Source organism: Acidovorax sp. GW458-11-26-14-TSB4, assembly GCF_059423865.1.
On sequence record NZ_JBWKYR010000007.1, the window covers coordinates 29,942 to 42,314 of the forward strand.

9 protein-coding genes and 2 pseudogenes are annotated in these 12,373 nt (G+C 70.0%); 4 read left to right on the forward strand and 7 right to left on the reverse strand.

All coding sequences use genetic code 11. The features are described from left to right. Positions 1 to 48 precede the first annotated feature (48 nt). A pseudogene (locus AC07X5_RS16075) lies at positions 49 to 165 on the forward strand (STAS domain-containing protein); the annotation flags it as partial. A gap of 423 nt (positions 166 to 588) precedes the next feature. Here the strand turns inward: AC07X5_RS16075 and AC07X5_RS16080 are convergent. The 5 genes and pseudogenes from AC07X5_RS16080 to AC07X5_RS16100 all read right to left on the reverse strand — a co-directional run. After that, a pseudogene (locus AC07X5_RS16080) lies at positions 589 to 2,067 on the reverse strand (cyclic nucleotide-binding and patatin-like phospholipase domain-containing protein); the annotation flags it as partial. A 243-nt stretch (positions 2,068 to 2,310) separates the two neighbouring features. Next, a complete protein-coding gene (locus tag AC07X5_RS16085) occupies positions 2,311 to 2,802 on the reverse strand; it encodes a nuclear transport factor 2 family protein (protein ID WP_494770986.1) in 492 nt (163 codons plus the stop codon). A 104-nt stretch (positions 2,803 to 2,906) separates the two neighbouring features. After that, positions 2,907 to 3,395 (reverse strand): CinA family protein, encoded by a 489-nt coding sequence (locus AC07X5_RS16090; protein WP_494770987.1) that lies wholly within the window; start codon positions 3,393 to 3,395, stop codon positions 2,907 to 2,909. After that, positions 3,392 to 3,940 carry a phosphatidylglycerophosphatase A family protein gene (locus tag AC07X5_RS16095; protein WP_494770988.1) on the reverse strand — a complete coding sequence of 183 codons (549 nt, stop codon included), beginning with the start codon at positions 3,938 to 3,940 and terminating at the stop codon, positions 3,392 to 3,394. The genes AC07X5_RS16090 and AC07X5_RS16095 overlap by 4 nt, the downstream gene beginning before the upstream one ends. Then, positions 3,937 to 5,592 (reverse strand): DUF4139 domain-containing protein, encoded by a 1,656-nt coding sequence (locus AC07X5_RS16100; RefSeq protein ID WP_494770989.1) that lies wholly within the window; start codon positions 5,590 to 5,592, stop codon positions 3,937 to 3,939. Before AC07X5_RS16100 ends, AC07X5_RS16095 begins: the two co-directional genes overlap by 4 nt. 179 nt (positions 5,593 to 5,771) lie before the next feature. Between AC07X5_RS16100 and AC07X5_RS16105 the strand changes: the two genes are divergently transcribed. After that, positions 5,772 to 7,178 (forward strand): esterase-like activity of phytase family protein, encoded by a 1,407-nt coding sequence (locus AC07X5_RS16105; RefSeq protein ID WP_494770990.1) that lies wholly within the window; start codon positions 5,772 to 5,774, stop codon positions 7,176 to 7,178. 10 nt (positions 7,179 to 7,188) lie between these two features. Here AC07X5_RS16105 and AC07X5_RS16110 read toward each other — a convergent pair whose 3' ends face one another. Together AC07X5_RS16110 and AC07X5_RS16115 are read right to left on the reverse strand one after the other, a co-directional pair. After that, positions 7,189 to 9,150 carry a right-handed parallel beta-helix repeat-containing protein gene (locus tag AC07X5_RS16110; RefSeq protein ID WP_494770991.1) on the reverse strand — a complete coding sequence of 654 codons (1,962 nt, stop codon included), beginning with the start codon at positions 9,148 to 9,150 and terminating at the stop codon, positions 7,189 to 7,191. 21 nt (positions 9,151 to 9,171) lie between these two features. Beyond that, on the reverse strand, positions 9,172 to 10,056 hold the full coding sequence (locus tag AC07X5_RS16115; protein ID WP_494770992.1) for a LysR family transcriptional regulator: 885 nt from the start codon (positions 10,054 to 10,056) through the stop codon (positions 9,172 to 9,174). A 109-nt stretch (positions 10,057 to 10,165) separates the two neighbouring features. On the opposite strand from AC07X5_RS16115, the gene AC07X5_RS16120 reads away from it, so the two are divergent. Together AC07X5_RS16120 and AC07X5_RS16125 are read left to right on the forward strand one after the other, a co-directional pair. Continuing rightward, positions 10,166 to 11,170 (forward strand): NAD-dependent epimerase/dehydratase family protein, encoded by a 1,005-nt coding sequence (locus tag AC07X5_RS16120; RefSeq protein WP_494770993.1) that lies wholly within the window; start codon positions 10,166 to 10,168, stop codon positions 11,168 to 11,170. A gap of 20 nt (positions 11,171 to 11,190) precedes the next feature. Then, entirely contained in the window at positions 11,191 to 12,369 is a 1,179-nt protein-coding gene (locus AC07X5_RS16125) for an Acg family FMN-binding oxidoreductase (protein ID WP_494770994.1), read from the forward strand. The last annotated feature ends 4 nt before the right edge of the window (positions 12,370 to 12,373 follow it).

A 12,373-nucleotide genomic window follows, 5' to 3' on the forward strand; every position in this document is an offset into this window, starting at 1 on the left:
GGCCAGGTGTTCTTCGCCTCGGCCGATGCCTTCATCGATGCCTTCGACACTCTGGGCGCCGAAGGCCGTGCGGTGCGCATCGACGTGTCAGGCGCGCACTTCTGGGACGTGACCGCCGTGGCCGCGCTCGACAAGGTGGTCCAGCGGCTGCAGCACCATGGCTGCACGGTGGAGGTCATCGGTCTCAACCAGGCCAGCTCCGTGCTGATCGACCGGCTGGGTTCCCTGCCCGCCGGCATCCCGCTGGCCCAGCACATCGAGGCCGTGCACATAGCCCTGCTGCACGATCTGCTCGAAGCGGTTCCATTGCAGCATGCCCACACGGTCCATGGGCGGGTTGAAATACAGGTCGGTCAGTTGCTGGGACTGGCGCTGGCGCGACATGCTGTACAGGATGGTCACGTTCATCAGGTAGCTGGCCATGGAGGGCAGCCTGTAGCGCCGCTTCCCACGCGGGCGCAGCTTGTCGCGCAGCAACGCCCAGCTCGTGGGCACTTCGTCCAGGTCGATGCGCCGGGGCTTGCGGAAGTTCAGGTCCACGCCGATCACGGTGCCCACGCCGCGCATGCCGCGCATCACGTCCACCGGGAAGTTGTTGAACGTGCCGCCATCGCACAGCAGGTCGCCCTCGTGCACCACGGGCGGCAGCGCGCCGGGAATGGAAATGCTGGCCAGCAGCGACTTCACCAGGCTGCCGTGGCGCACCACCTGCTCGCAGGCGCGTGAGTAGTTGGTGGCCACGCAGTAGTAGTTCTTCCACAGGTCCTCGACCCGGGCCGGAAAGCCCACCAGCCGGTCCACGGCCTCGCCGAGGATGTGGCGCAGCCGCCGGCCCTTGATCAGCGAGAGCATGGGCAGCAGGTTGAAGTCGCCCGTGGGGTTGGTGCGAAAGGCCTCGCGCGCGTTGGCCATCACGGCCTCCAGCGGCTGGTCCGAGGCCACGTAGGCCGCCATCACCGAGCCGATGCTGGTGCCGCCCACGCAGTCGATCTCCACGCCCTGCTCCAGCAGCGCACGGTACACGCCCAGGTGCGCAAAGCCGCGCGCGCCGCCGCCGGCCAGCACCAGGCCCACGGCCGTGCGGCTCTGGATGCGCGCCAGGCGGGCCATGTCGCGTTCCAGCGCCGGGCGCACGTGCACATGGTCGGTCACCGTGCGGCGCGCCAGCCACTGCTCGGTGTGGCGCGGGCAGCGGGTGTCGGCCGGGTGCAGCAGCACCAGGATCTCGGCCGCCTCGGTCAGCGGCGCGCGCTGGGCCAGGCACTGCGCCTCGATGGGGTGGATGGCCGGCTCGGCCAAGGCATCGGCCAGCAGCAGCAACTCGTCGCAGTGGCGGCTCACGCGGCGCGTCCAGGGCGTGGGCGAGGTGTCGGCCAGCAACAGCACGAAGTCGTTGCGTGCCTCGATCTCGTCAAGCAGCATGGCGATGCGCCGGTTGGCCGAGGCGTCGGCCCCTTCGCGCTGGGCAATGCCGGGGTCCTGCAGCTCGCGGTCCACGGTGGCCGAGTCCACCACGCGCACCTTGCCAGGCGCACCGAGCTGGCGCGCGAGCTTCACGGCAAAGCCCTGCAGGTCCACGCCCGGGCTGATGGGCAGCAGGCCCATGGCCACGGGGCGTTCCATGGCCGGGTTGGCCGAGCGTGACTGCAGGCGCTCGATGATCTGGCGCGTGAGAGCGATCGACACCTGGGCGCTGCTGGCCAGCAGCTCCTTGAAGACCGGCTTGGTCAGCCGCACCAGCACCGAATCGCGCACGGCGACCACCGTGGCGGCGCGCGGCGCATCGGTGAACAGGCTGATCTCGCCGATGGCCTGACCGCGCCCCATGTCGGCCACGCGGCGCTGCTGGCCATCGTCGCCACGCACATAGGCGCGCAGGCGGCCGCTCACGGTGAGGTACATGGATTCGCCGGGGTCGCCCTGGTTCATCAGCGTGCCCCCGCCGGGAATCTCCACCCACTCCATGTGGGCACGCAGCAGCTCCAGGGCATCGGGCGCCATGCCCTGCAGGAAGCTGCGCAGGTGCTCCATCAGGAGCTGGTTCTGGGTGGCGGTGAAAGGCGACATGGCAACTGCGGCAGGCGGATCGGCCGGCTCCGTGCAGGGCACGGGCTCGGGACCGATGGGGTTCAGTGGGCCGCAGGCGCCCGGCCGCAAGGGCCTGCCCGCAGCATGCGAAGCCGCGGATTCTAGGGATGCACCAGTGCAGCGCCCCACCCCGAGCGGGTAGTGTGCGCTGGTGGCGTGAACAAGTGCACGCTTGTGCCTGGAACCTGAGCACGGCCCTCTGCGAGGCCGCGCGCAGGGTGCCTACTTCTTTTCCTGCGCCAGGAATTTCGCCAGGTTGCCGGCGGCCGTGCTGCGCACCTTGCGCTTGAGCGAGGGCGACCAGCCCAGCAGCAGGCCGGGCGTACCCAGGGCCTGGCGCGACCAGCGCCAGAAATTGAAACGATCGCGGTGCGTGGCGATCAGGCCTTCGGGCGTGAAGGTGAACGTGCCGTCGATGATGTTGTGCACCTTGCGCCCCGTGGCGCTGAAGAGGTAGTGCGCTTCCCAGTGGGCGCGCCCGCTCCTGTCGTCGGCCTCGATGCCGCTGGCTTCGAGCTTCCAGTGCTCCCTGCCGTTCTTGCTGGTGGCCGTGGCCAGCATGCGCCACATGCCGCCGATCTGCTCACGCCCCTTGAGCGAGAAGGCCTCGTCGTCGAAGCTCGCGTCGGGCGCGTAGCAGGCCTGCATGGCGGCATGGTCGAGCTGGCCGAAGGCCGTGTAGAAGCGCTGCAGGGTCTGGGCGTTGGGGTGCATGAATGAAGGCTCCGGTAGGTACGGGGCGGGCAGTGGGCCCGGGCGGAGGATGCTACACCGGGGCCGTGCCGGCCTGCTGGCGCCTGGGCGACCCGGCTGGCGCTTCAGCCGAGGTAGGCGTGCAGCCGCTGCAGTGCGTGCGCCACGGTGGCGCTGCGCACGGCTGCGCGGTCGCCCGGGAACTGCTGCAGCTCGGTGTGCACGGCACCGTCCACGGCCCAGCCGAACCAGACCGTGCCCACCGGCTTGGCCGGGCTGCCGCCCGTGGGGCCGGCCACGCCCGTGACGGCCACGGCGACCCGGGCGCGCGAATGCGCCACCGCCCCGGCGGCCATGGCGCGGGCCACGGGCTCGCTCACGGCGCCGTGCTCCGCGATCAGTGCGGGGGGCACGCCCAGCAGCTCGGACTTGGCCTCGTTGGAATAGCTCACGAAGCCGCGTTCGAACCACTGGCTCGATCCCGACAGGTCGGTGCAGGCCGCGGCGATCATGCCGCCCGTGCAGCTTTCGGCCGTGGCCAGCATCTGCCCGCGTGCGAGCAGGCGGGCGGCGATGTCGGCCAACAGCCGGGCCTGGTGCACCGGGTCGCTCATGTCCAGAACCTCCACAGCGCGATCACCAGCAGCGTGCAGAAGGCCGCTACGAAGTCGTCCCACAGAATGCCCCAGCCCCCGCGCCAGCCAAAGCCCTTGAACAGGCTGTCGGCCCAGGCCACAGGCCCGGGCTTGGCTGCATCGAAGAAGCGGAACAGCGCAAACGCCACCAGCTGTCCCCACCAGCCCATGGGCATGGCCAGCCACAGCACCAGCCAGAAGGCCACGACCTCGTCCCAGACGATGCTGCCCGGGTCGGCCACGCCCAGGTTGCGCGCGGCCACCGTGCAGGCCCACCAGCCCACCACGGTGCTGGCGGCGATCAGCAGGCCCATGTGCAAGGGGCTGAGCCACGGCTGCAGCGCCAGGAAGGCCAGCCAGGCCCAGAGCGTACCCACGGTGCCGGGAGCGATGCGCGACAGCCCTGCACCAAAGCCCAGCGCGATGCAGTGTGCCGGGTGCGAGAGCATGAAGCCGGCCGTGGCGCGGCGGGGCGCTGCGGGCGGCGGTGAAGACGGTGACATGGGGTCCACGGCGGGGCTCATTGCCGCTCCTGCAATTGGATGTCCTTGGCGTAGCGGATCGTGTGCTCGGCACTGAACTGCGCCGTGGCGCCTGCCGCCAGGGGCTGCTGCCAGGCCACCGTGCCCGGCGTGCGGTTGAAGGCCATCTCGGCCGGCTGCGGCTGGTAGCGCGATTCGACCTCGATCTTCTCGTTGCGCGAGACCGGCGCGGCATGCAGCACCTGCAGGGTGATGCCGGTCTTGTGGCGGTTTTCCACGCTGTAGGTGCGGCGCGTGCGGCGCTCGGTGCGCGAGCCGGTGAAGCCCGTGGCGCTGGTCAGGTCCTGGGGCGCGTCGGCGCGCACGGTGACCAGGTCGTCCTTGCCGAACGACAGGCTGGTGCTGCCCGCGGGTGCGGTGCTGGGCGCGCCGAAGTCCAGGCGCCCGGTGCCCACGAAGGCGCCGTCGCGGTACAGCCCCACGGCGCCTGCCGGCCATACGCCGGGCGGTGTGGCGACCTCGGCCACCAGGTAGGCCGCGTCTCCCACTGCCGGGGCAGTGCGCGTGAGCAGTGCGGCCGCCGCGCTGTGGCTGCCCAGCGCCAGGGTCACGCGCTGGCCGCTCGACGGTACGGTGATGCGCTGGGGCACGGTGAACTCGGTGGCAAAGCCCTTGTCGGTGGTGCTCACGTCGAAACTCGGCATGGCTTCTTCTGCCAGGTCGCGCGAACGTGCCGCGGGGGCAGGCGGTGCGGCAGGGGCCGCCATGGCCATGACCGGGGCAGGGCTCCCCTGGGGCGGCGGTGGCGGCGCCACATCCAGCGTCCACGGGCGCGGCAGGCGGCCCTGGGTGGCGCGGCCGGGCTGGCCGGTGGAGAGGATGAGCTGCACGTTGCTCCAGTCCTCGCCGCTGTTCTGCGCCACCAGGGCCTGGCGCTCCAGCAGCACGCTGGATTTCACCGGGTCCAGCGTGGCACGGTAGGCCGGCTGCCAGCCCGGGCCGCGCACCTGGTAGGACAGGCGCAGCTCACCCTCGCGCTCGGCTGCGAGATTGATGCTGACCGAGACCACGCGCGCACGCTGGCTGGCCACGCGGTTGCGTTCGGCCACCAGGGGCTTGAGCGCAAGCTCCAGCGTTTCCTGCTTGCGTTTGAGCTGGTGTTCGCGCGCCAGCGTGTCCTGGCCGGACTTGCGCAGTGCCTCCGCCATGGCCGTGATCTGTGCGGGCGTAGTGCCCTGCACGCGGGCGCCTGGTGCCTCTTCGCTGGCCGCGCGGCCGGCCACGCCCTTGAGGTAAGTGTCCACCAGGTTCAGCGCACCGGCTTCGGCCTTCACGCCAGCGATCTGGTCCTCCAGCTCGCGGATGCGGCCGTCCAGCGGGCTGGCGCAGGCCGGGGCCACGTCACGGTCTTCGGTGAGCACATTGAATTCGCCCACGCGCACGCTGGCGTCGGCATTGATTTGCAGGCTCTGTGCGTCCAGCGATGCCGGCAGGCAGGTGAACGTGAAGCTGCGCGCTCCCGCAGCCACCTTGGCCACGCGTTCCACGGTGGCGGTGCCCGAGTAGACGGTCACGCGCGCGATGCGTGAGCTGGGGCTGTTGTCCTGCGCCAGCGCGGCGCCGGGCCCGTACAGCAGCAGGCCCGCGCAGGTGGCAGCGGCGAGCCTGGAGAAAGAGCCGGTGAGAAGCGTCAAGAAAAGCCTCCTGGGTTCGGATGGAGCACCGATGCAGCGGCGCGGGGTGGCTGTGGTTGTATCGCAAAGGGCGCGCACTTCCCGCTGCGCGCCACGCGCATCGACCTTGGTGCATTCATGGGATTGTCACGCAGCGTTCATATCCTTGAAAGGTCTTCCATTCTCACTCCAACAAAACCATGAAGCATTTCGTTCCGCGTGCTCTCTCGATTGTCGCCCTGGGCCTGGGCATGGTGGCCTGCGGCGGCTCCGACGACGGATTCCAGTACCCCGGTGCCAGCGGCACCAGCCTGCCCTATGAGGTGATGGGCCGCGTGGCCAATGCCGAGAAGACCGAGCTGCGCAACGGCAGCTACGGTTCGTCCATGACGCCGCACCCCACCATGGAAGGCTACTTTTATGGCCTGAGCGACCGCGGCCCGAACGCCGCCACGGAGCCGACCCGCACGCCCTCGGGCATCATCTTCATCACGCCGGACTACACGCCGCGCATCGGCCTGTTCAAGCTCACCTCCGAAGGCAAGGCCGAGCTCGTGAGCACCATCCTGCTCAAGGACCCCAAGGGCCGCCCCATCACTGGCCTGCCCAACAGCAAGTTCGGCGGCACGGGCGAGACCCCTTACAACCTTGACGGCAGCGTCGTCTCGCTGGACCCCGATGGCGACGGCGTCAAGGGCTTCGACGAAAGCGGCCTGGATTCCGAAGGCCTGGTGGCGATGAAGGACGGCACGTTCTGGATCAGCGACGAGTACGGCCCGCACATCGTGCACTTCGACGCCACGGGCAAGGAGATCGAGCGCATCAACCCCTTTGCCGCCGACCCGCGCAACAAGGCCGGCCGCACCCTGCCGGCCGAGTTGTCCACGCGCTGGCCCAACCGCGGCATGGAAGGCCTCACCATCACGCCCGATGGCAAGACCCTCGTGGGCATGATGCAGTCCAACCTGTACAACCCCAGCAGCGCGGTCGGCAGCATCAACCTGGTGCGCCTGGTCACGGTCAACATCGAGACCGGCGCCACGGCGCAGTACCTGTACCGCCAGGACGCGGCCGGCCTGGCCAACTCCGAAATCGTGGCCCTGTCCGCCACCAGCTTCCTGGTGGTCGAGCGCGACACCAAGTTCTACGGCATCGACACCGGTGTGGTGCGCAAGAACATCTACAAGATCGACATCAGCCAGGCCACCAACGTGGACCGCTCCAACGCCGCCCTGCGCAACGCCAACGCCTCGCTCACGGTGAACGCGGCCAACGGCCTGCTGGTGGACGGCAAGACGCTGGAACTGGTGGTCAAGGACGGCGGCACCGCCGACAACTACGCCGCAGGCTGGGCACAGCTGGCCGCGCTGGGCATCAAGCCCATCACCAAGGTCCTGGCCTACGATGCCGTCGCCTCGCAGAAGTACCCGCACGACAAGCTCGAAGGCATGTGGGTCATCGACGCGAACCGCCTGGCCATCATCAACGATGCCGACTTCGTGATCGCCCCGGACAACCTGGGCGGCATCAAGCAGAAGTACCTGTACGACGGCAAGGCTGACAGCAACATGCTGTATGTGGTCAAGCCGATCGCACCGCTGTACTGATCCAGCGGCCTCACCTGGGCCCGTACACCGGCAGGGCCTGGCCTTGTTCGTAGGCACCCATGTCGGGTGCGCGGCCCTGGTGGCCGTCGTTGATGTTGGGAATGCGCTGGCCCGCATCGACGGCGGTCGATCCGGCCTGCAGGCGCAGGTCGGGCACCGTGTAGAGCGTCAGCGGCGCGCCCGGGAACGCGGGCACCGAAGCGAAGGAATCCATGCCCACCTGCACGGCCGCGCGCTCCGTGGTGCGTGCGCGCAGTTCGGCCAGGCTGGCGAAGCTGGTCGCGCCAAAGCGGCCGGTGAAGCTGCCTGCCGTGGAACCGTAGGCATCGAAATCGAGGTCGGCACTGGCGGTGTCCAGGTCGGCAATCGACAGCACGCGCCCGGTGCCGCTGGAGTAGCCGCCGTAGGTTCCGCCCAGCCCGCCGATGAACAGGTTGTTGCGCGCATGGAGCCGCCCTACGGTAGCGCCTGCGTAGATGCCCAGCGCGTCGCCGTTCTTCACCACCGTGTTGTGCAGCAGCACGTCGCCATAGCTGCTGCGGTACAGCTTGAAGGCCACATGCACCGCGTTGTAGACCACGTTGCGCACGAAGTAGGTGGGCCCGCCCAGGCCTGGTTGTGACGACAGCGCGATGAACACATTGGTCAGCCGGTTGCGCAGGATGCGGCAGTTGTGCATGCAGAAATCGGCCTCCACGCCGTCGTCCGCCGCTTCGGAAATGTCGTTGTTCAGGATGTCGATGCTGTACTGGTCCACCGCCTCGTCGTCTTCGAGCAGCGAGATGTTGTCCCGAAAGCGCGCCACGCGGTTGTTCATGACCACGTGGCCCGGCCCGGTGATGAGGATGCCCTCGCCCGCGTTGCCGCCCGACACGCCCAGCGCCGCCTCGGACCAGACCACCGTGCCAGTCACCGTGTTGTCGGCGATGTAGGCGTTCTCGGCCCGCGTGAAGGTGATGATGCCGTGCCCGCCCAGCGCCGCCGTGGCGTTGACGGTGCTGCGTGTCATGCTGAAGTCGTTCGTGCCGTTGAAGCGCACGCGGCCGTTGAGCGTGAGTTCGGTCAGCATCACATGGCGCTGGTTGAAGACACTGATCTCGCCCTCGACCACCGCGCCGGGCGTACCGCGGACCACCAGCGGCCGGCCCGCGCTGCCGCTGCGCCCCACGGTGAAGCCGGCATAGCGCCCGTCCCCCAGTTCCACGATATCGCCGGCATTGGCCGCCGCCAGCACGCTGGCCAGGGTGGCCGGCGTGGCGGGTTTGACCACGGCGCCGGGGGCCGGCACGGGCAAACTGCGGGTGGTGGCCGTGGTGGTGCGCACGGCGCTGCCGCCATCGGGGTCGGTCAGCGTGAGTTCGATCTCGTAGGTGGTGCCCGGCGCCACGTCGAAGATGCTGCCCGAATGGCGCAGCGGCCAGGTGCGGCCCTGGCCCGAGGTCTCGTTGTGGATGCGGCGCAGCGGCATGCCCGTGAGCCAGGTGCCGCTGCCCTGCGCGCGGTAGCGCACGCCGACAACGGCATTGCAGTTGGCATCGCCCGTGAAGGCCCATTCCACCGAGATGTTCTCCAGCGTAGGGAAGGGCGTGGTGATGGCGCCCGGCACGCTGGCGTCCGCCGCGCTCGGTGGCGGCAGCAGCCCGCCCACACCCAGCAGTTCCAGCCCTGGCCGGGTCAGGCTGACCTTGGGATAGGTTGCCGTGCCGATCACCACCTGGGGCAGGCGCAGCACGCTGCCGGCTGTGATGTACTGCAGCTCCGTACCGACGGATGGATCCTCCACGCGCAGTTGGCCCGGGTCGAGCAGGCGCACCACCACATCGCGGTAGCGGTCGCCGGCATCCAGCTGCAGCGTGGGCAGTCGCAGCGTACCGGTGGCGGGCTCGAAGGTCGCCGTGTCGGCTGCCATGGCGATTGCCTGCATGCAGGCGAGAAGGGTGGCAGTGAGCCGGCGCAGACAGGTGGAAGGCATGGTCATGGGCGCAAGCTTGGGTTACAGGGCGTCGGGCACGGCCTTGGCCAGAAAATCGTACACCGCCCGGATGCGCTGGCTGGTACGGATCTCGCGGTGCACCGTGAGCCAGATGGGCAGCTCGGGCAGCTTGAGCATGGGCAGCAGGGCCACCAGGTCCGGCTCGGTGCGCGCCATGTAGTCGGCCACGAAGCCGATGCCCAGGCCGCTGCGCACCACCTGCCAGTAGGCGATGAGGTCATCGGTGCGCAGCGCGAACTGCTGGCGCTCCACCGGCAAGCCCATGGCCGCGAAGCCGCGCGCAATGTCGCCCTGGCGATCGTTGCCGACCACATCGTGCTGCATCAGGTCGGGCGGCTGGCGCGGCGTGCCCCGTCGGCGCAGGTAGTCGCGGTGGGCATAGGTGCCCAGCGTCACCTTGCCGATGCGCTTGGCCACCAGGCTGGTCTGCGTGGGCTGCACCATGCGCAGGGCGATGTCGGCCTCGCGGCGCAGCAGGTTGCTGACCTCGTTGCTGGCCACCAGCTCCACCTGCACCTCGGGCAGCTCGATCCGCATGCGTGCCAGCAAGGGCGGCAGCAGCATGCAGGCCACGGGCTGGCTGGCCGTGATGCGCACCGTGCCGCTGACACCCGCCTCGGCGCCGGAGACGCTGCGCGCCAACTGGTCGGCACCGGCCTGCATCGCGCGCGCCGATTCGGCCAGCCGCAGCGCGGTCTCGGTGGGCAGCAGGCCGCGCCCCGTGCGCTCGAACAGCACCACGCCGAGCTGCGATTCCAGCTCGGCGATATGGCGGCCGATGGTGGGCTGGCTCGCGTTCAGCGTGCGTGCGGCGCCCAGCAGGCTGCCCTGGTCCAGCGCGGCCAGGAAAGATTGGACCAGGCTCCAGTCAAAGCGTTGCGTCATGGGAGGTAGGAGGTATGCAAATTTGCATTGCTGCTATCGACAGTTAGCCAATTGTGTAACGGCGCGCGCGTTTCCACAATCGCTCCATCCCTTGTTTCAGGATCGACGCATGGCCAATACCGCATCCACGGTTCTCATCCTCGGCGCCCGCGGGCGCCTCGGCCTCGCCGCCGCCCAGGCGTTCGCCCAGGCCGGCTGGCAGGTGCTTGCCCAGGTGCGCCCGGGCGCCACCGGCCCTGCCGTGCCTGGCGTGCAATGGCTGGCCATTGCGGCAGAAGACACGCCGGCCCTGGCCGCCCATGCCCAGGGCGCCCAGGTGGTGGTGCATGCCATGAACCCGGCCTACACGCACAAGGCCTGGCGCACGCAGGCGCCCGGCCTCATGGATGCGGCCATCGAGGCCACCCGCGCGCTGGGCGCCACGCTCATGCTGCCCGGCAGCGTCTACAACTACGGCAGCGCCATGCCGCCGTTGCTGCGTGAGGACACGCCGCAGACCGCACTGGACTTCAAGGGCCGCATGCGCATCCAGCTGGAGCAGCGCCTGCAGGCCGCCACGCGCGATGGCACCCTGCGGGCCATCGTGCTGCGTGCGGGCGACTTCTTCGGCAGCGGCTTGGGCAGCTGGCTGGACCTGGCCATCGCCAAGGACCTCGCCAAGGGCCGCATCACCTGGCCCGGCCCGCTGGACATCCAGCGGCCCTGGGCCTACCTGCCGGACCTGGCCCGCGCCCTGGTGCTGGTAGCCCAGGCGCGCCACCGCCTGGGCGCCTTCGACACGCTGCACTTCGCAGGCCAGCAGGTCACGGCGCAGCGGTGGGTGCAGGTGCTCTCTGCCGTGGCGGCCGAGCAGGGCTGGGCGCCCCATTCCGGTGCCGTGCGCGTGGGCCAGCTGCCTTGGCCGCTGCTGCGCCTGGCGGGCCTGGTGCTGCCCACCTATGCAGCCCTGGCCGACGTGCGCTACCTCTGGAGCACCCCGCACCGCCTGGACAACACGCGCCTCGTCGCGCTCATCGGCGCCGAGCCGCACACCCCGTTCGAGCCTGCGGTGCGCCGCGCGCTCCACGACCTGGGGCTGCTGGCCCCGGCCCCTTCCCACGCCGCCCTGGCATGAACCGCAAGGAGAACCCCACCATGCAACGCCGTACCTTCATCCGCCTCGCCGGCGGTGGCACCATCGCCGCCGCGGTCATCGCCCCCTTGGCTGCCTGCAGCTCGGGCCCGCACTATCCCGCCCAGGCCATCGAAGCCTGGCAGGGTCCCGTGGGCGAAACCGACCTGCGCCGCCGTGCCGTGGCCTATGCCATCACCGCGCCCAACCCGCACAACCTGCAGCCCTGGGTGGTGGACCTGCGCGAAGAGGGCGTGATCACCCTGCGCACCGACCGTGAGCGCGTGCTGCCCGAGACCGACCCGCTGGGCCGACAGATCCTGATCGGCCATGGCGCCTTCCTGGAGCTGCTGGTGCTGGCACTGGCCCAGCAGGGCATGGCCAGCGAGGTCACGCTGTGGCCGCAAGGCCCGCTGCCGGCGCCGTTGCGCGACTGGGATGAGCGCCCCGTGGCGCGCGTGGTGCTGCGGCCCGGCGGCGAACCCGATGCCCTGTTCACCCAGGTGCTGCGCCGCCGCACGCCCAAGGTCGATTTCGACCTGGCCCGTCCCGTGGCGCCCGATCTGCTCAAGGCCTTGCTGGCAGGTGCGCCCCGGCCAGGTGCCCCGCAGGTGGGCGGCACGGTGGAGCCCGCGCGCCTGGATGCCTTGCGCGCGTTGTGCTGGCAGTCGGCCCAGGTGGAAATCAACACACCGCGCACGATGATGGAGAGCATGCGCCTCACGCGCGTCGGCCCGTCGGAGATCCTGGCCCACCGTGACGGCATCTCGCTGAACACGCCCTTCATCCGTGCCGTTGCCGCGCTGGGCATGTTCGACCGGTCCATGCCACCGGCGCAGGGCAGCGCGGGGCATAAGGGGGCCATAGACCGCTTCGAGGGCCACAGCCGCACGGCCATGGGCTTTGTCTGGCTCACCGGCGGCAACACCCGTGCCGACCAGGTCGCGGCCGGCCGCGCCTATGTGCGCCTGCAGCTCAAGGCCACGGAGCTGGGCGTGGGCATGCACCCCATGAGCCAGGCGCTGCAGGAGTTCGCCGAGATGGCGCCGCACTACGAGCGTGCCCATCAGCTGGTGCTGGGCCGGGCTGCGCCGAAGGAAGCCGACGACCCCACGGTGCAGATGCTGTGCCGCATCGGCTACCCGCAGGGCGAGGTGCCGGCCACGCCGCGTCGCCCGCTGGCACGGCTGCTGCAGGCCTGATGCC